The sequence below is a fragment of the Bradyrhizobium sp. USDA 372 genome (assembly GCF_053629095.1).
The window spans coordinates 4,855,427-4,872,922 of record NZ_JBRJHR010000001.1 but is presented as its reverse complement, the minus strand read 5'-3'; the positions used below and the strand labels follow the sequence as shown (position 1 = coordinate 4,872,922).

Here is a 17,496-nt window from a genome sequence, read left to right as displayed (position 1 = left end):
GAACGGGCTTTCAGCTCTCCATCGCGTTCAGCCGCTGCAAGCGGTCCTGCATGATCTTCTTCAGATCGTAGCCGGGGCGGCGGAAGCTTGCATTGCGCGTGGTGAGGAACTCGCGCTGGGTCTTGCGCAGGTCGCTGGCGGAACGTCCCTTGGAGGCCCTCAGCACGCGTTCATAGGTCTCGGCAATCTGGCGATCGAGCACGCCGAGCTGAGCATCGGCGCAGATCACCTTCTCGACCTCGCGCTTGGCAGTGGCGCAATCGAAGGACGGGCCGTTGCCCGCTTCCGCATTCAGGGCACGCGGGGACTCGGCGCCGAACTTCGCGATCTCGGCGATCATGACCCGGCGGCCGTTCGCCGCATTCTCGTTGCCGGGATCCAGCTTCAGCGCCGTCTCATAATCGGCCAGCGCCTTCTTCCGCTCGCCCATCTTCTTGTAGAGCACGGCGCGGTTGTTGTAGGTCTTCGCGAAATTCGGATCGAGCTTGAGCGCAGCCTCGTAGTCGCTCAGCGCCGCCCCGAGCTCGCCCTTGAACTGGTATGAATCGCCGCGGTTGGTCAGGAAATTGGCGCGCTGCTCCCGTCGTATCGCCTGGTCGTAATCGGCGATCGCCTTGTCGTACTCGCCCATCGCAGCATAAGTCAGGCCGCGATTGTCGTAATATTCCGGCACCTTCGGGTCGAGCCTGATCGCCTCGCCGTCGTCGGCGACCGCCTTGTCGAGCTGGCCGAGCTTCTTGTAGGCCGCGCCGCGATTGGTGTAGGTGCGCGCGCGGTTTGGATCGAGCCGCAGCGCCTCGTCGAAATTCCTGATCGCCTTCTCGTTGTCGCCGCCGAGATAATAGGCCACGCCGCGGTCGGACCAGGCTTGCGCATCGTCCGGCTTCAGCTTGATCGCCTGGTCGTAATCGGCGAGCGCGCGGTCGAGCCGGCGCTGATTGGTGTAGACGACGCCGCGCAGCTCGTAAGCTTCGGCATCCCGAGGGTCGAGCTCGATCGCCTTGGTCAGATCCGCCGCTGCGCGGTTGAGATCGCCGCCGGCCTCGCGCAGGAGGTCGCCGCGCACGCGCCAGGCCTTCGCGTTCTTGCCGTCGAGCGCGATGGCGCGGTCCAGATCCCGCAGCGCCTGGGACTGGCCGCCGGAGGTCCGTGCATTGGCGTCGGCGCGCGCAACGAGCGCCGCGCTGCGTTCGGCGGCCGGATTGGCGGTCTGGTCGATGATGGCGCTGCATGCCGGGATCAGCTCGGCCGGGTCAGCCTTGCTCCCCAGCACGCACTCGGTGCTCGCCGCGGCGGGGGCCGCGAGAGCGAAACTGATTGCCGCGCCGAGGAATAGGGCGCGAAGCGAGATCTTGGCAGGCGAAAGCGCTTGCGCGGAGGCGTGAGTGCCGCACATGACATAGGGCTCCGTGACGTCGGGTTCTCACCGTTGTCGCAGCTGGCAAGGGATGGGTTCAAACCGGGCCTGGCAGGGACGGCCAGTGCCTGCTCTCCCTCGCCCCGCACGCGGGGGGAGGCGAAGGACTCAATACCCATCCACCCCGTTCAGCCACTGCAAGCGCTCCTGCATCGCCTTCTTCAGGTCGTACCCCGGGCGGCCGAAATCGGCGTTGCGGCGCGCGATGAACGCGTCCTGCTCACGTTGGAGCGCTTTGGCCTCGGTCGTATTGCGCGCTTCACGGATCGCACGGGCATTGGAGGCAAAGACCTCGCGATCGAGATCGGCGAGCTCGCGATTGCCGCAGATCGCCCTTTCCACCGCCAGACGCGCTCGCGCGCAATTGAAGCTGGGCTTGCCCGCGACCGCCATCTGCGCGCCGATCCGCTCGATCTCGCGCGCCATCGCCTTGTGATTGGCCTTGGCCTTCTCGTGGTTCGGATCGATCCTGAGCGCTGCGCCGAAATCCTGCACCGCCTTCGGCTTGTCGCCCTTCTTCAGCCAGAGCTCGCCACGCGCGTTCAAGATGTCCGCAAGGCCGGGGTCGAGCAGAAGAGCGCGGCTGTCGTCGGCGATGGCGCGGTCGACCTGATCGTGCCGCGCATAGAGCGCGCCGCGCGCGGTCAGCGCCTTGATCAGGTCGCCCTTCACCGTCTTCTCGTTGTCGATCACGGCGTCGCAGGCCGTGGCCGCCTTGTCCATGTCGTCGGCTGCGGCCGCCGCGAGGCAGGGCGCGACATCGACCGGCGTCACGGCCACCGGCTCGCCGCCGGTCGCGGCATCGGCCGGGGCGAGCGAGAGCGCGTAGAGCAGCCCGGCGCCGAACAGGTGGATGAGAAAACGCATGCTCGTTGCGGTCGAAACCTTGCCGTCCATCCTCTTAAGATGTTGTCTTGAAGAGGTCTTGCCTTGAAGCCGTACTATCCATCATACGGCAAGATTGGTGCTAGCTTGTGGCACCGCTCAGATCGGCTTCGGGGATCATCGTGTCGACATTCGAATGGATCATCGCGCTGCTGCTCGGCGCCGTTGGCTTATCGGCGCTGGCGCGGCGGATCAAGGTGCCCTACCCGACCTTTCTCGCCATCGGCGGCGCGCTGATCGCCTTTGTGCCCTCGAGCCCGTCCTGGGCGCTGGAGCCGGACCTGGCCTTGGCGCTTTTTGTCGCACCGGTCCTACTCGATGCCGCTTTCGACACGTCGTTGCGCGACCTTCGCAACAACTGGGTTCCGGTCTCGACTCTGGTCGTCGCCGCGGTCGGCTTGACCACGGCGGGCGTCGCCTATGTCGCGCACCGGCTGATGCCCGACATGCCCTGGGCCGCCGCGGTCGCGCTCGGCGCCATCGTGGCGCCGCCGGATGCGGCCGCTGCGGTCGCGATCCTGAGCCAGGTCAAGCTGCCCCATCGCATGGTCAAAGTGCTGGAAGGCGAAAGCCTGCTCAACGACGCCAGCGCGCTGCTGATCTATCGCATCGCCGTCGGCGCGGTCGCCACAGAGCATCTGACCTGGAGCCAGGTCGCGCCGACCATGGCGCTGGCGCTGGTTGGCAGCGTCATCGCGGGTCTGGCCGCAGGCCGCATCATTCCGCTGTTCATGGAGCGGGTGACGGAGGCGCCGAGCGCCATCATCGTGCAGTTCGCCACCACTTTCCTGGTGTGGATCGCCGCCGAGCATCTCGGCCTCTCCGGCATCCTCACGATCGTGGTCTATGCCATCACGGTCGCACGGACCGCGCCGGCACGCATCCCGGCGCGGCTGCGGGTACCGTCCTATGCCGTGTGGGACACGACCGTGTTCGTGCTCAACGTGCTCGCCTTCATGCTGATCGGCATGCAGATGCGGCCGATCTGGACGCGGCTGGACGCGGACGTGCGCTGGGAATATTGCGTAGCCGCCGCCTGGATCCTGCTGACGGTGATCCTGGTGCGCCTGTTCTGGGTGACGTTCTATCGCACAAGTCTCCGGGTGCTGATCGCGCAGGGACTCTATCGCCCTAAAGATCCGAAGCAGATGGCCTCGCCCAAGGGCGGGCTCATCATCTCCTGGTGCGGCATGCGCGGTCTCGTCACGCTCGCCACCGCCTTTGCCCTGCCGGAAAACTTTCCCTATCGCGACTTCATTGTCTTCATCGCCTTTGCGGTGGTGCTGGGCTCGCTGGTGATCCAGGGCCTGACGCTGCGGCCGCTGATCCTCGCTTTCAACCTCAAGGACGACGATCCCGTTGGTATCGAGGTCGCCCGCGGCCGCGCGGTCGCCTATCGCGCTGCGCTCGATGCGATCGAGAGCGATCCGTCGGAGGAGGCGGAAATCCTGCGGCTCGAATATCGCGCCATCCTGATGCAGACCGAGACCGATCCGAACGGCGGCATCAGCAACGGCGAACTTCCCGCCGATCCCCTCCGCCGCCGCGCCATCGAGGCCGCGCGTAAGGCGATCTTCGATCTGCGCGCCACCGAGGTGATCGGCGACGATGCGTTTCACCGGCTCGAGGAGGAACTCGATCGCGCAGAATTGAGCGCGGGCGGATGAGGCAGCTCCGCGACACAAACTCGGGGTCGTCCCGGACGAGCGAGCCCCTAGGGGCGCGCAGATCCGGGACGACGGCGAGTTTGGTGCGTTCAGCAACGTGCGCCTCGTCACACACAGCGTCCCGGAGTTTGAACCGGACCCCGCTTTCCCAGACTCACTCCTGATGACGACCTTGATCGACGATCGTCGTGTACGCGCGCGTGATGCGTCGCCCGCACGATACTTTTATTTCCACATGGCGCTGGCCTGCGCCGCCACCGCCTTTCTCGGCTTCGCACCGACCTATTGGGTGCCGCTCGCTCACCGGACATTCTCCGCAAGCCCGGTGATTCATTTTCATGGACTCTTGTTCTTCACCTGGTCGCTGTATTTCGTGCTCCAGACCTGGCTCGCGGCCTCCGGCCGCGTGGTCAACCACCGCTCGCTCGGCATTGCCGGCGTATCGCTCGCGACCGCGATGACGATTTTCGGTTTCCTCGCCTCGGTCCACGTGATGCAGCATTCCGCCGCGCTCGGGCAGAAGGACGCCGGCATCGCCTTCTCGATCGTGCCGATGAGCGGAATCGCGTTCTTCGCCGTGGTGTTCGTGCTGGCGATCATGAATACGCGCAGGCCCGAGGTTCACAAGCGCCTGATGCTGATCGCGGCGGTCTCGATCCTCGACGCCGCGATCGCGCGCTGGTTCCTGACCTTCCTCGCGCCTCCCGGACCGCCCGGCCCGCCGCCGGTGCCCGTGACGATCGCGCCGGCTGTCGTCGCCTCCCTTCTGCTCGTCGTCGCCATGGTGCGCGACTGGCGCACCGAAGGGCGCGTGCATCCGGTCTACATCACCGGCACCCTCGCGCTTTTGGCGGTGAAGGTGCTGAACTGGCCGGTCAGCGAAACGGCGGCGTGGCATTCGTTCGCCGGCGGCATCCTGGCGCTGGCGCAGTAGCTCTCGGCGTCGTCCCGGACAAGTGGAGCGCCAATCCGGGACGGCGACGAAGACTGAAAGCTACGCCCCCGCCTTGCACGTGATCCCGCCGTCGACCACGAGCTCGATGCCCGTCACGTATTTCGACTCGTCCGACGCCAAAAACAGCGCGGCGTTGGCGACGTCCCATGCATCGCCCATGTGGCCCATCGGCACCTGCGCGTCGCGCGCGCGCCACATCGCTTCGACATCGCCCTTGGCGTAGCTGGCGGCGAGGCCGGCGGAGTGCTCGACCATCGGCGTCTTCATCAGGCCGGGCAGGATCGCGTTGACCCGGACATGATGGCGCGCGAACTCGATCGCGGTGGTGCGCGTCATCTGGTTCATCGCCGCCTTCGAGGTCCCATAGGTGACGTAGGAGATGCCCATGTGGCGGATCGAGGCGATCGAGGAGATGTTGATGATCGAGCCGCCGCCCTGCTTCACCATGATCGGGATGACGTGCTTCATGGCGAGATAGGCGCTCTTGAGGTTGACGCTGAAGACGCGGTCCCAGCTGTCCTCGCTCACCTCGACCACGCTGCCCATCTCGGCGATGCCGACATTGTTGTCGAGCACGTCGATGCGGCCATAGGCCTTCAGGCACGCCGCGACCATCGCCTCGATCTCACTGGCGCGCGACACGTCGGCCGTGAATGCCGTCGCCTTGCCGCCTTCGCCCGTGATGATCTTCGCGGTCTCCTCGGCCGCGGCAGCATTGCGATCGACGCAAAACACCTGCGCGCCCTCGCGCGCAAAGGTCACTGCGGTCGCCTTGCCGTTGCCCCAGCCGGGTCCGATCGAGCCGGCCCCCACCACCATCGCAACCTTGCCCTTGAGCCGATCCATCGCGTGTCTCCCTGTTTGTTGTTCTTGTAGCCTGGATGGAGCGCAGCGCAATCCGGGCTACGGTTCTTTGCAGACGCTCATGCTTGTGACGTTAGCACCAACGGGATGCCCGACAATCTCCGACAACGTCCGGCACGTCCCGCCATGGCACAGTCGCCATTCCCCGGCCGCGCCGGAATTGCCGAGCACCACCTCCGGCATCGGCGCACGCTGCGGCCGCCATTGAAACCAGCCACCGACCAGCCGCGCCTCGGGCGGCGGCTCCATGCCGGGGCCGGTGCCCTTGACGCGGGCCTGCACCAGCTCGAGGCCGGCGGGCGTGAGGCGCCAGTCTTCCTGCCATTCGACCTTGGCGATCGAATGCGTCCAGACAAGCGTGAACGCGGACAGGGCGAGCGCCTTCACGCCGCCAACTGTCGCAAGACAGAGACTCACACCGCCTCGACCGTTGCCGGCGGACGCTGCCGCCATTGCCACAGCACGAGCGCGGCGGCGAGCACGAAGCCGGCGGTGTCGCTGAACGGGAATTCGCCGAGCAGACAGAGTGCGCCGCCGAGCGCGACCACGCGCTCGATCAGCGTCAGCCGCTTGAACAGGAAGCCGATCGCGACCATGCCGAACAGGCCGATCGCCACCAGCGCCTTCAAGCTCGCCAGCGCCACCGCGCCGTAGAAGCCGAGCTTGGCCGCCATGGGATCGCCGGCCTGCAGCATCAAGGCCGGCGAATAGACGAAGATGAAGGGAATGACGTAGCCGGCGAGCGCGATGCGCATCGCCTCCCAGCCGATCTTGTCCGGGTTCTCCTTGGCGATCGGCGCGGCCGCAAGCGCGGCGAGCGCCACCGGCGGCGAGAGGTCGGCCATGATGCCGTAGTAGAATGCGAACATGTGGCTCGCGATCAAGGGCACGCCGAGCTTGGCCAGCGCAGGCGCTGCAAGCGCCGCGGTGATGATGTAGGTCGGGATGGTCGGGATGCCGGTACCGAGCAGGATCGACAGCAGCATGGTCATGACCAGCGCCAGGAACAGGCTCTTCTCGCCGAGACCGATCACCCAGCCGCCGAAGATGGTGCCGACGCCGGTCTGCGACATCATGCCGATGATGACGCCGACGATGGCGCAGGCCATGCCGACGGTGATGGCGGATTTCGCGCTCTCGGCGAGCGCATCGCGGCAGGCGCGCAACGCCGCAAAGCCGCCGCGCACGAAGGCCGTGATCACGATCAGCCCTACCACGACGGTCGCGACCGGCACGATCTGGAGGCCGTCGCGCGACAGTGCCGCGACGACGAGCGCGAGCCCGACCCAGAAGATGGTGCGGATCACGTTCGAGGAGGCGCCCGTCGTGATGGCGGTGCCGAGGATCAGCGTCACCGTCAGCGCAAGGCCCATGCTGCCGGCGTAGAGCGGCGTAAAACCCTCGAACAGCATGTAGACCAGCGCCGCGAGCGGCAGCACGAGGTACCAGCGCGTCACCAGCGCCTTCCAGGCGCTCGGGATCTCCGAACGCTTCATGCCGACGAGGCCGTGCTTGCCGGCTTCCAGATGCACCATCCAGAACGCGGAGGCGAAATAGAGGATCGCAGGGATAGCGGCCGCTTTGACGATCTCCGAATATTGTACGCCGAGCGTCTCGGCCATGATGAAGGCAACCGCGCCCATCACCGGCGGCATGATCTGACCGCCCATCGAGGCCGTAGCCTCGACGCCGGCGGCGAAGGCGCGGCGGTAGCCGAACTTGATCATCAAGGGGATCGTGAACTGGCCGACGGTGACGACGTTGGCGACGCCCGAGCCGGAGATGGTGCCCATCATGCCCGAGGCGAACACCGCGACCTTGGCAGGTCCGCCGCGGGTGCGGCCGAACAGGCCGAGCGAGACATCGGTGAACAGCTGGATCATGCCGGCGCGCTCCAGGAACGAGCCGAACAGGATGAACAGGAAGATGTAGGTCGCCGAGACGTAGACCGGCACGCCGTAGAAGCCTTCGGTGCCGAACGACAGATGCGTGACGATCTGGTCGAAATCATAGCCGCGATGGTTCAGCGGCGACGGCAGGTACTGCCCGAAAAACCAATAGAGGAGACACGCGCCGCACATCAGCGGCAGCGCCGCACCCATCAGTCGCCGCGTGCCCTCGAAGATCAGCACCGCGAGCAGCGTGCCGACGGCGAGATCGAGCCTGGTCGGATCGCCGTCGCGCGCGATCAGGTCGGCATAGAAGATCCATTGGTAGAGACCGCAGAAGAAGCCGGCGCCGCCGATCACCCAGCCGAGCGCACGGCCGAAATCGCTCTTCGCAGTGAAGTTGGCGATCAGGCCGAAGGTGAGCAGGAGCAGGAAGCCGACATGGACGCCGCGTACCACCTGGCTCGGCAGATAGTTGAACGCGGCGACATAGAGCTGGAAGGTCGCGAACGCGATGCCGATCCAGTAGGCGAGCTGGCCCCACCAGCCCGGGCCGAACCCTTCCGGAAAACCGTGCTCGAAATTGTCGAACTCGACCTTGATAGGGCCCTCGGTGGCCTCTGCCTGCGACATCGATATTCCCCGCGCCCTGATGGAGGTCGTTATAGCAAAGGCCCGTCCCCGCACACGTCATGGCCGGGCTTGTCCCGGCCATCCACGGTTACGCTGCCTCTAAGAACGTGGATGCCCGGGACAGCCCGGGCATGACGATACGGAGAGAGCCGATCCTACTTGATCAGCCCCTTTTCCTTGTAATAGCGGATCGCGCCAGGGTGCAGCGGAACCGGGCTGCCGGTGGCTGCCGTCTCGAGCTTGATCTCCTTGCCGGCCGCATGCGCATTCTGCAATTCCGGCAGGGACTCGTAGATCAGTTTTGTCATTTGATAGGCGAGATCGTCCGACACCGCGGAACTCGTGACGAGATAATTGATCACGGCCGCGGTCGGCACGTCCTTGTCCTGGCCGGTATAGGTGTTGGCCGGAATGATCGCGGAGACGAAGGGCGGGCCGATCTTGTCGACCGTCTCCTTCGGCACCGACACCACGGTGATCGGGCTCGAGGTCGAGAGGTCTTTCAGCGAGGCGACGCCGAGCCCGGCCGATTGCAGCGTGGCGTTGAGCTGCCGATTCTTCATGAGATCGACCGATTCGGCAAAGGGCAGATATTCGACCTTGCCGAGATCCTTGTAGCTCATGCCGGCAGCGGCCAGGATCGCGCGCGAGTTCAGCTCGGTGCCCGACTTCGGCGCGCCGACCGACAGGCTCTTGCTCTTGAGGTCGGCCAGCGTCTTGATGCCGGATTCAGCGGTCGCGACGATCTGGATGTAGTTCGGATAGATCGCGCCGATCGTGCGCAGCTTGTCGAGCTTGGTCTTGAAGCCCGCTTCCTCCTCGCCGTCCCAGGCGGCCTTCAGCGAATCGCCCAGCGTGAACGCCAGCTCGCCGCGGCCCTGCTGCAACAGGATCAGGTTCTCGACCGACGCCTTGGTGGCTTGCACCTGCGTCTTCACGTTGGGAATCTTGTCGCCGTAGATCTTTCCGATCGCGACCCCGAGCGGGTAATAGACGCCCGAGGTGCCGCCGGTCAGCACGTTGACGAAGGATTGCGCCTGCGCGCAAGGTGCCGACGCCGCCAGAGCAAGAGCCGCGGCCGCGCCGAAAATGGTCCGTTTCATGGTTGTTGTTCTCCCCAAACCGGCGGCGAAATTGGCCGGATGAGGGATGCGGGTCAACCCATCCAAAAGGCAAAACAGGACTGCGGCAAAGGGCCGTTCCCGCTGATTTTTTTGGAACCCGACGGTGCGGTGAGGTGGCGCACTTCAGCTCTCCCGCTTGCGGGAGAGGTCGCGCCGAAGGCCCGGGTGAGGGCTATCTCCTCTAGGGGAGGGTCCCATTGCGGAGACACCCTCTCCCCAGCCCTCCCCCGCAAGCGGGGAGGGAGCGCACCTTCTACGAGGCGATGGTCGAGCACCCCCTCAGCAGCAATGCTACTGGAACGTCATGTCCAGGCATTTGGAGATGTCGGAGCCGAGACCGGAGGAGATGATGATGCAGCCGCGCACCTTCTGCGCGCCGACGTCGGCCGCCCAGACCGAATAGCCGCCGGGGCCGAAGAACGAATTGGTGTTCGGCGGCTCGGTCTCGGTGGCGTCGAAATCATACTTGCCGTCGGTCTCGAAAATGCGCGGCTTCTTGGTGCAGCCGCCGTCGGTCTGGACGTTGATGACTTCCTTGTTGTCGCGGGTCAGCGCCAGGGAGACCTGGCAGCGGAAATATTCCGACGTCTTGGTGTTGAAGAGATAGGTGTAGGACTTGCAGGTCGCCGTGTTCAGCTTGCCCGGGGCAAGGCCGCGGCTGCACGAAATCCGCTGGTTGTGGCTGAGCTGGTAGTCATCGGCTTGGGCGGCCGGCGCCAGCGCGGTAAGCAGCACCGCGGCAGCCGAGCAGGCTTTAACGACAAGGTTCATTCGAATCACCCCCACCAATATTTTTGTCGAGTTGCGTTCTAGACGGAAAGCGGAACATAGTCGCGAGGGGACGAAGGGAAAATCACAAACTGCTGCTGGGCAAGACGTGATGCGCTGCGGCGCTTTCGCAAATTGACCGGGACGCATCGTTCGTGATTTGTTCAAGCCTGGAATGTCCCGACCTTGGGAGGATGGGATGACGGCATTTTCAATCAAGACATTTGCAATCGCAGCCGCGCTCGGCGCACTGGCTGGGCCCGCATTGGCGCAAACCGCAGCGACGCCCTGGGAGCTCAAGCCCGACACCGGCTACGCCTATGACAAGGACGGCAAGACCTATTCCTATAAGATGGGCACCAGCAATGCCGGCGAGCTCTTGAAGGGCGCCAAGAAGGTGCCCAGGGGCACGCTGTTCTTCCTCGGCCACAACGGCCAGCTCTACATGCGCAGCGGCCCGTATCTGGAGGGTGACGGCAAGTTCAAGTTCGGGCCGGATCAGTAGACTCAGTGCCGTAGGGTGGGCAAAGGCGCACTTGCGCCGTGCCCACCATCTCTCAGCACACTCTGGTCGAAGGCCGTGGGCACGCTTCGCTTTGTCCACCCTGTACCCTTGTGGGGTTCGTGGCGGCCTTCGGATGTAGACTGGCCGTCCGGGCCGATCCGCCGGGAGCAGCCTTGTCCACCTGTGCCTCGAGCACCGACGTAGGAACCGCGCCCCGGCGGAGCGACCGCGATCGAGATCCGGTAGGAGGTCGCGCCAAGAGCGCCGGTACAGGGACTGATCAGGATCGTGGTGGCCCGCCTTGCGAGCAAGGAGGTCTCAACAATGATCGAAGATGTACGCTGGTTCGTCGGGATCGACTGGGCAACGCGGAGCCATAGCGTTTGCCTGCTGGATGCCGCGGGAAGACAGGTTGCGCAGCACGAGTTCGACCATGGCGGCGCCGGGCTGACGGAGTTGCGTGACTGGCTGCTGGAGAAGACCAAGGCCGCACCGGGACAGATCGCCGTGGCGATCGAGATGCCGCACGGCCCGGTGGTGGAGATGCTGCTCGAGCACGGGTTTGCGGTGTTTGCCATCAATCCCAAGCAACTGGATCGCTTCCGCGATCGCTTCACGGTGGCCGGTGCCAAGGACGACCGCCGCGATGCTCATGTGCTCGGCGCCTCGCTGCGCACTGACCGTGCTGCTTTCCGTCGGCTTGTGGCAGACGATGCGGCGATGATTGAGCTACGGGAGTGGTCGCGCCTGGCGGACGAACTGCAGCAGGAACGCACGCGGCTTGCCAACCGCTTGCGTCAGCAGTTGTGGCGATATTATCCCCAGGCCACCAGGTTGACCGACGATGTCGCCGACGAATGGTTCCTGGCGCTTTGGCAGAAGGTGCCGACCCCCGCCAGTGCGGTCAAGGCCAGCGAGAAGGCCATCGCAGGTGTTCTCAGGGACTATCGTATCCGCCGTCTCAATGCGGCGACGGTGCTCGGGACTTTGCGCGAGGCACCGCTGTTCGTAGCCCCCGGCACGACGGAGGCAGCCTGCGCTCACATCCGCAGCCTGGCGGCACGTCTGCACCTGGTCAATCGGCAGATCAAAGAGGCTCATCAGAACCTGGACCGGCTATGTGCCGAGTTCGAAGGAGAGGAGAAGCCGTCGGGGCAGAGCTCGGAGCAGTGCGACGTGACGATCCTACGCTCCTGGCCAGGAATCGGCAGGATCAATCTCGCCACACTGCTCGCCGAGGCCGCAGAGCCCCTGCGCAGACGAGATTACCATGCTCTGCGCGCCTTGGCAGGGGCTGCGCCGGTGACGCGGCAAAGCGGCAAACAACGCTTCGTGATCCGCCGCCTCGCCTGCAACAGGCGGCTACAGAGCGCCGTCCATCACTGGTCGCGTGTCGCCATCCAACACGACGCTGCCAGCAGGCGACGGTATGATGCCTTGCGCAGAAAAGGACACGGTCACGCGCGGGCTCTGCGCAGCGTGGGAGATCGCTTGCTTTTTGCCCTGTGCACGACGCTCAAGCGACAGACCCCATACGATGCGGACCATAACGGCACAAAGAACTCCGCGAACGGGTGAGCCCATTCCTTTGTTCGGCCGGGCGACCATTCCTTCGTCCCGACCTGCCGAGCGCCAGAGCGCCGCCCGCAGATGCTGTCCAGGATGCCGAAGGCACCGGCAAAGCCGGCGCGCAGCGTCCTGGACTGCATCGAGCACGGCGCTACCATATTGCCCTATAAGGACGTTCCCCTTGACCAAGGGTAGGAGGTCCTACGCAGCTTCGCCGGGATGACACCGAGCCCTAAAACGCCCCTGCCAGCTCCCTTGCGCCGGCTTTGCTGCTGTTGAAGTCCATGCGCTCGTCCGTCACGGCCAGCAGCTTCGCCACCGTGTTGTGGCGGATCGCGACCGGGTTGCGCTCGTAGCCGCCACGCTGGAAGAAATTCGAGGTCGGCACCTGCTCGCGCATCGCCTGCGGCATCGTCACCATGTCGAGGCCGGTGCCGTCGCCGGTGAGGTTCATCATCTCGAGCTCGGCCGCCGACAGCGGGCGGGTGAAGCCCTTGGCGCGGGCGAACAGCACGGATGTCAGCAGCTTGTGGGTCTGCAGCATCGGGCCGATGTCGATGTCCAGCACCATGGCATGCATGGCCCAGCCCTGCGTCGTGTTGCCGATCTTCTCGTGCTCCGACCAGGTGTCGGGCACCGACTTCGCATGCGCCACCATCTTCTTGAGCACGGCGAGCTTGTGCTCGAGCGCCTGGCGGGCCGGCCCCGAGCTCCGCGCCACCTTCTCGGACAGCGCGCGAATGAATTCATGGCCCTGCTCGGCGAGCAGCTCCACGCTGTTGGTGGTGAGCAGCTGGTTGTAGCCCATCGCGGTCGAGATCGCGCGCTTGCCGCCATGCTCGATGCCCGCCTGCACGTCGTAACTGCCGGTGCCGCCGGTCTCGAACGAATAGACCCGCACCGCCTGCTCGCGCGTCAACCCGGAGGCCAGCGCATAGCGCGCATAGGCGCGCTTGAACTCGAGCTCGCTGGAGGGGCGCTGCGGCGTGAACTGGTAGTGCTCCTGCGCCGCGCGCAGCAGATCGGCGACCACGGGGATGGGCTTCTTGGGCGGCCGGTCCGGGGTTTCCTCCGGCTCCGGGTTCACCGGCTTCTTCGGCCCGGTATAGAGCGGCGGATGCTCCAGAACGTAATCATCGAGCGTGATCTGCTGCCCGCTGCGCCGCTTGGCGTTCCGCGTCTTCCGCTTCTCGGAGATCTGACTCCAATAGGCGCCGGCCTCGGCATCGAAGGCCGCGCGCGCGGCCTGGTATTCCGCGAGCTTGCGGCGATATTCGAGCACCGCGGGCGAGGCCCCCGCGCCTTGCGCGAAAAACTGCGACAGCAGCTGGGCGTTGGCATTGCGAACGGCGGGCGGCAGCGCGTCGGCCTCGGCGCCGCGCGCTGCGGGCGAGATCAGGACGAGCGCGAGCGGAACCAGCGCCAATTTGTTTCGAATCGAATGATGCATGCTGCCTTCTTAGCAGGCATCCGGTAACCGTCACGTTAACGCGCCGTTTACCATCGTCACCTCCAGGCAAATACCGGCTGTTCCAGGTCGGTGACGCGGGTGTGCCGCCCCGCCAGCACCTCGCGGAACTGGTAGATCAGCGCCGCGGTCGGGGCGTGGATCAGGCTCATCTGGTGATGGAAGCGGATCACGCGGCGGCGGCTCTCGGGGATCGCGGTGAAATCGAAGGCATCGTCGCGCTCGATCGTGTCGAGCGCGATGCGATGAACGGAGGCGACTTCGTCCGGGTTCGGGCGGATCGCAGCACTGTCGGCTGCCCAGACCACGACCGGCGTGATCAGATAGCCCGAGCGCGTCGGATAGTCGTCGAGCAGGCCGAGCACCGCATCGGCTGAAAGCTCGAGTGCGAGCTCTTCGTCGAGCTCGCGCAGCGCGGCCTCGACCGGCGTCTCGCCGGCATCGCAGCGTCCGCCGGGCAGCGCCCATTGGCCGCGATGAGCGCGCAGGTGCGAGGCGCGCCTGGTGAGCAGGAAGGCGGTGTCGCCACCGTCGTCCGATTCAGTCAACGCCAGCACCACCGCGGCGCGCTTCAGCGCCGACGGCGCGGCTATCTCGGGCAGCCGCGCGAAGGCCGCGCAGGCCTGAGCGATATTCCGTCTCGTGGCATCGTCGAACGCTCTCATGATGCTTGACTACACCAGGACCGCATCTGATGAAACGAGGAGAGATCGCGTTGCAAGGATAGACGACGACATGACCAGCAAGGCCGCCGCAAGGCTGAAATCAGAGGGCTGGAGCATCCTGGAGACCACGGGCTTCCTGCACCTGATCGGCCCCTTGTGGGAGCGCAAGGTCGACGGCCATTACGAGTTCGCGCTCGCGACCGAAGACAAGCACCACAACCGCCGCGGCATGGTCCAGGGCGGCGTGATGATGACGTTCGCCGACCGCACCTGCGGCATGACGGCCCGCCACGTCTCCGGCAAGGAGTACTTGGCGACGGTGCAGCTCGACACGCATTTCGTGGAAGCGGGCAAAATTGGCGACATCCTGATCTCCCGCCCCCGCGTGGTGCGCTCGACCCGCAGCCTGATCTTCATGAGCACCGAGTTGACGGTGGACGACCGCTGCATCGTGATGGCGAACGGCGTGTTCAAGATCTTGAAGGCGCCGGGGTAGCTGTTCGGTCAGCAAGGCCGCCAACGCTGCACACCGCACCCCCCACGGTCATTGCGAGGAGTTCTTGCGACGAAGCAATCCAGCACCTCTCCGCGGAGGCATCTCTGGATTGCTTCGCTGCGCTCGCAATGACGCAACCCGGCGGCTATGCTGCGCCCATAACATATCGAGGACCCGCTCATGCAATACCGTCAGCTCGGCCGCAGCGGCCTGAAAGTGTCGCCGATTTGCCTGGGCACCATGATGTTCGGCGGGCCGACCGACGAAGCCACGTCAAAGCGGATCATCGATAAGGCCCACGACGCCGGCATCAATTTCATCGATACCGCGGACGCCTATTCGAAAGGCGGCTCGGAGGAGGTCGTCGGCCGCGCCATCGCGCGCAATCGTGGCGCCTGGGTGCTTGCCACAAAGCTCGCAAACCCCATGAATAGCGAATTGGGCGATGATCCCAATCGCGGCGGGCTGTCGCGGCGCTGGGTGCTGCAGGCGGCGGACGAGAGCTTGATGCGGCTCGGCACCGATCACATCGACATCTACTATCTGCACAAGGAAGACCATGCCACGCCGCTGGAGGAGACCGTGCGCGCGATGGGTGACCTGATTCGATCAGGCAAGGTGCGTTATTTCGGCGTCTCCAACTACCGCGCCTGGCGCGTCGCCGAGATCTGCAACATCTGCGACCGGCTCGGCATCGACCGGCCCGCGGTGAGCCAGCCCTATTACAACGCGATGAACCGCATGCCCGAGGTCGAGCATTTTCCGGCCTGCTCCTATTACGGCCTCGGCATCGTGCCCTATAGCCCGCTGGCGCGCGGCGTGCTCACCGGCAAGTACAAGCCCGATGCTGCCCCGGACAAGGAGACGCGCGCCGGCCGCAACGACACCCGCATGATGCAGACCGAGTGGCGGCCGGAATCGCTCCAGCTCGCGCAGGAGATCAAGGCTCACGCCGAGAAGAAAGGCATCACCGCCGGCCAGTTCGCGGTCGGCTGGGTGCTCAACTCCGCCTTCGTCTCGTCGGTGATCGCCGGTCCCCGCACCGAGGAGCAATGGGACGGCTACATAAGCGCGCTCGATTATCGTTTCACCGCGGAGGACGAGGCGCTGATCGACCGCCTGGTGACATCAGGCCATCCCTCGACGCCGGGCTATAACGACCCGGCCTATCCGATCGAAGGCCGTCGCGCGCGGACGGCGTGAGAATGGGGGACCTCGATGATGCATGAAGACCGCTACGGCTTGCCGCTCTCCACCTCATCGCACGAGGCAGCAAGCGCCTATCGTGACGGCGTCGACCTCATGCTCGCGGGCTGGACCGGCACGGCGGAGATGCTGGAGCGCGCGATCGCGGCCGACCCTGATTTCGCGCTGGCCCATATCGCCCGCGGCCGCGTGCATGCCTTCTACCAGCAGGGCGATCTCGCGCGACAGAAGGCGGCACGCGCGCGTGAGCTCGTGGCGAAGCGCGGCAGCGAGCGCGAGCGCTCGCATGTCGAGACGCTGGCGCTCGCGATCGAGGGCCGGCTGCCGGAGGCGATCGCATCGACGCTGAAGCACATCGACGCATGGCCCCGCGACGCCGTGGTGCTGTCGCTGCCGCTCGGCGCGTTCGGCCTGTTCGCCTTCTCCGGCATGGCCGATCACGACCGCGCCCGGCACGAGCTCTGCGAGAGGGTCGCGCAGCATTACGGCGAGGACTGGTGGTTCCTCACGATGTCCGGCTGGGCGATGACGGAGAATGGCGACGTTGCGCGGGGGCGCACCGTCACCGAGCGCGGCTTCAATCTGCGTCGGGCGAATGCCCATGCCGCGCATGCGGTGCTGCATGCGATGTTCGAGGATGGATCGATCGAGGAAGCCGATCGCCTGGTCGAGGAATGGATCCCGGCTTACGGCCGCGCCGGACTCCTCCACGGCCATATCCGTTGGCATCAGGCGCTCGGCGCGCTCGAGCATGGCGATGCGGCGCGGGCGCTCGCGATCTACGCCGACGTGCTTCAGCCCACTGCCACGCAGGCGCCGCCGCTCAACGTCATCACCGACAGTGCCTCGCTGCTGTGGCGCCTGTCGATGTACGGCCATGCGGTGCCGAAGGCGCTGTGGCTGGAAGCCGACGCCGCCGCGCAAAAACTGTTTCCGAAATCGAGCCTGTCCTTTGCCGACGTCCACATGGCGCTGTTCGCGGCCGCGACGCAGAATCGCGAAGCGCTCGCCGTCCGCCTTGCGGTGATCGAGCAGCGGCTGGCTGACGGCAAGCTGCCGGCCGGCCCGGTGGTGCCGGCGATCTTCCGAGCGCTCGCGGCTTTCGCCGATGAGGATTACCGGACCTGCGTGCAGATGCTCGCGCCGGTGCTCAGCGAGGTCGTGCGCATCGGCGGCAGCCACGCCCAGCGCGAGCTGATCGAGGACACCTATATCGTCGCGCTCATGCGCAGCGGCGAGCTGCCCCGCGCCCGCGCCGTGCTGGACGCCCGCCTCCACCGCCGCCCCTCCTTCCGCGATCAGCGCTGGCAGGCGGCGGTGGGCTAGCTCCGCCACGAAAAAAACACCGGCCTGATGGCATGTGCCCGCTGGGATGGATCGGGCGA

At 65.7% G+C, this 17,496-nt stretch carries 16 protein-coding genes; 7 read left to right on the top strand and 9 right to left on the bottom strand.

What is annotated here, in order from left to right; all coding sequences use genetic code 11:
* Positions 1-10: 10 nt before the first annotated feature.
* Complete coding sequence (locus AB7M16_RS23020; protein ID WP_453945319.1) at positions 11-1,396, bottom strand: tetratricopeptide repeat protein; 1,386 nt, start codon at positions 1,394-1,396, stop codon at positions 11-13.
* Positions 1,397-1,525: 129 nt separating this feature from the next.
* A complete protein-coding gene (locus AB7M16_RS23015) occupies positions 1,526-2,284 on the bottom strand; it encodes a tetratricopeptide repeat protein (protein ID WP_453945318.1) in 759 nt (252 codons plus the stop codon).
* Between the two features lie 107 nt (positions 2,285-2,391).
* On the opposite strand from AB7M16_RS23015, the gene AB7M16_RS23010 reads away from it, so the two are divergent.
* Both AB7M16_RS23010 and AB7M16_RS23005 read left to right on the top strand, forming a co-directional pair.
* Positions 2,392-3,969: a cation:proton antiporter gene (locus tag AB7M16_RS23010; protein WP_172785116.1), complete on the top strand. Its 1,578-nt coding sequence runs from the start codon at positions 2,392-2,394 to the stop codon at positions 3,967-3,969.
* A gap of 163 nt (positions 3,970-4,132) precedes the next feature.
* Positions 4,133-4,903 (top strand): hypothetical protein, encoded by a 771-nt coding sequence (locus tag AB7M16_RS23005; RefSeq protein ID WP_453945317.1) that lies wholly within the window; start codon positions 4,133-4,135, stop codon positions 4,901-4,903.
* Between the two features lie 60 nt (positions 4,904-4,963).
* Here the strand turns inward: AB7M16_RS23005 and AB7M16_RS23000 are convergent, their stop codons facing one another.
* The 5 genes from AB7M16_RS23000 to AB7M16_RS22980 all read right to left on the bottom strand — a co-directional run bounded on the left by AB7M16_RS23000 (position 4,964) and on the right by AB7M16_RS22980 (position 10,205).
* The gene (locus AB7M16_RS23000; protein ID WP_172785118.1) at positions 4,964-5,770 is read right to left on the bottom strand and encodes an SDR family NAD(P)-dependent oxidoreductase; all 807 of its coding nucleotides are present in this window, start codon (positions 5,768-5,770) and stop codon (positions 4,964-4,966) included.
* A 57-nt stretch (positions 5,771-5,827) separates the two neighbouring features.
* Entirely contained in the window at positions 5,828-6,241 is a 414-nt protein-coding gene (locus AB7M16_RS22995; protein WP_453945316.1) for a DUF1850 domain-containing protein, read from the bottom strand.
* Positions 6,202-8,310, bottom strand: a complete 2,109-nt coding sequence (locus AB7M16_RS22990) for a TRAP transporter permease (protein ID WP_260381936.1) — start codon at positions 8,308-8,310, stop codon at positions 6,202-6,204. The genes AB7M16_RS22995 and AB7M16_RS22990 overlap by 40 nt, the downstream gene beginning before the upstream one ends.
* A gap of 155 nt (positions 8,311-8,465) precedes the next feature.
* Positions 8,466-9,413, bottom strand: coding sequence for a TAXI family TRAP transporter solute-binding subunit (locus tag AB7M16_RS22985; protein WP_453945315.1), 948 nt, complete (start codon positions 9,411-9,413; stop codon positions 8,466-8,468).
* Between the two features lie 312 nt (positions 9,414-9,725).
* A complete protein-coding gene (locus AB7M16_RS22980) occupies positions 9,726-10,205 on the bottom strand; it encodes a hypothetical protein (protein ID WP_212254019.1) in 480 nt (159 codons plus the stop codon).
* A 196-nt stretch (positions 10,206-10,401) separates the two neighbouring features.
* Here AB7M16_RS22980 and AB7M16_RS22975 point away from each other — a divergent pair, with 196 nt between their 5' ends.
* Both AB7M16_RS22975 and AB7M16_RS22970 read left to right on the top strand, forming a co-directional pair.
* The gene (locus tag AB7M16_RS22975; protein ID WP_439402144.1) at positions 10,402-10,707 is read left to right on the top strand and encodes a hypothetical protein; all 306 of its coding nucleotides are present in this window, start codon (positions 10,402-10,404) and stop codon (positions 10,705-10,707) included.
* Positions 10,708-11,031: 324 nt separating this feature from the next.
* The gene (locus AB7M16_RS22970; protein WP_453945314.1) at positions 11,032-12,285 is read left to right on the top strand and encodes an IS110 family transposase; all 1,254 of its coding nucleotides are present in this window, start codon (positions 11,032-11,034) and stop codon (positions 12,283-12,285) included.
* Positions 12,286-12,508: 223 nt separating this feature from the next.
* On the opposite strand, the gene AB7M16_RS22965 is transcribed toward AB7M16_RS22970, so the two are convergent.
* Both AB7M16_RS22965 and AB7M16_RS22960 read right to left on the bottom strand, forming a co-directional pair.
* Positions 12,509-13,726, bottom strand: a complete 1,218-nt coding sequence (locus AB7M16_RS22965) for a hypothetical protein (RefSeq protein WP_212254018.1) — start codon at positions 13,724-13,726, stop codon at positions 12,509-12,511.
* A 56-nt stretch (positions 13,727-13,782) separates the two neighbouring features.
* Positions 13,783-14,412 carry an NUDIX hydrolase gene (locus tag AB7M16_RS22960; protein WP_453947248.1) on the bottom strand — a complete coding sequence of 210 codons (630 nt, stop codon included), beginning with the start codon at positions 14,410-14,412 and terminating at the stop codon, positions 13,783-13,785.
* A gap of 67 nt (positions 14,413-14,479) precedes the next feature.
* On the opposite strand from AB7M16_RS22960, the gene AB7M16_RS22955 reads away from it, so the two are divergent.
* The 3 genes from AB7M16_RS22955 to AB7M16_RS22945 all read left to right on the top strand — a co-directional run bounded on the left by AB7M16_RS22955 (position 14,480) and on the right by AB7M16_RS22945 (position 17,437).
* Entirely contained in the window at positions 14,480-14,905 is a 426-nt protein-coding gene (locus tag AB7M16_RS22955; RefSeq protein WP_453945313.1) for a PaaI family thioesterase, read from the top strand.
* A 180-nt stretch (positions 14,906-15,085) separates the two neighbouring features.
* The gene (locus tag AB7M16_RS22950) at positions 15,086-16,108 is read left to right on the top strand and encodes an aldo/keto reductase (RefSeq protein ID WP_453945312.1); all 1,023 of its coding nucleotides are present in this window, start codon (positions 15,086-15,088) and stop codon (positions 16,106-16,108) included.
* A gap of 15 nt (positions 16,109-16,123) precedes the next feature.
* Positions 16,124-17,437: a tetratricopeptide repeat protein gene (locus AB7M16_RS22945; protein WP_453945311.1), complete on the top strand. Its 1,314-nt coding sequence runs from the start codon at positions 16,124-16,126 to the stop codon at positions 17,435-17,437.
* Positions 17,438-17,496: the final 59 nt, after the last annotated feature.

Excerpts from the sequence above, each read along its gene's own strand:
- AB7M16_RS23020 (WP_453945319.1), bottom strand. The coding sequence starts at position 1,396 with ATGTGCGGCACTCACGCCTCCGCGCAAGCGCTTTCGCCTGCCAAGATC.
- AB7M16_RS23015 (WP_453945318.1), bottom strand. The coding sequence starts at position 2,284 with ATGCGTTTTCTCATCCACCTGTTCGGCGCCGGGCTGCTCTACGCGCTC.
- AB7M16_RS23005 (WP_453945317.1), top strand. The coding sequence starts at position 4,133 with ATGACGACCTTGATCGACGATCGTCGTGTACGCGCGCGTGATGCGTCG.
- AB7M16_RS23000 (WP_172785118.1), bottom strand. The coding sequence starts at position 5,770 with ATGGATCGGCTCAAGGGCAAGGTTGCGATGGTGGTGGGGGCCGGCTCG.
- AB7M16_RS22995 (WP_453945316.1), bottom strand. The coding sequence starts at position 6,241 with ATGGCGGCAGCGTCCGCCGGCAACGGTCGAGGCGGTGTGAGTCTCTGT.
- AB7M16_RS22990 (WP_260381936.1), bottom strand. The coding sequence starts at position 8,310 with ATGTCGCAGGCAGAGGCCACCGAGGGCCCTATCAAGGTCGAGTTCGAC.
- AB7M16_RS22985 (WP_453945315.1), bottom strand. The coding sequence starts at position 9,413 with ATGAAACGGACCATTTTCGGCGCGGCCGCGGCTCTTGCTCTGGCGGCG.
- AB7M16_RS22980 (WP_212254019.1), bottom strand. The coding sequence starts at position 10,205 with ATGAACCTTGTCGTTAAAGCCTGCTCGGCTGCCGCGGTGCTGCTTACC.
- AB7M16_RS22975 (WP_439402144.1), top strand. The coding sequence starts at position 10,402 with ATGACGGCATTTTCAATCAAGACATTTGCAATCGCAGCCGCGCTCGGC.
- AB7M16_RS22970 (WP_453945314.1), top strand. The coding sequence starts at position 11,032 with ATGATCGAAGATGTACGCTGGTTCGTCGGGATCGACTGGGCAACGCGG.
- AB7M16_RS22965 (WP_212254018.1), bottom strand. The coding sequence starts at position 13,726 with ATGCATCATTCGATTCGAAACAAATTGGCGCTGGTTCCGCTCGCGCTC.
- AB7M16_RS22955 (WP_453945313.1), top strand. The coding sequence starts at position 14,480 with ATGACCAGCAAGGCCGCCGCAAGGCTGAAATCAGAGGGCTGGAGCATC.
- AB7M16_RS22950 (WP_453945312.1), top strand. The coding sequence starts at position 15,086 with ATGCAATACCGTCAGCTCGGCCGCAGCGGCCTGAAAGTGTCGCCGATT.
- AB7M16_RS22945 (WP_453945311.1), top strand. The coding sequence starts at position 16,124 with ATGATGCATGAAGACCGCTACGGCTTGCCGCTCTCCACCTCATCGCAC.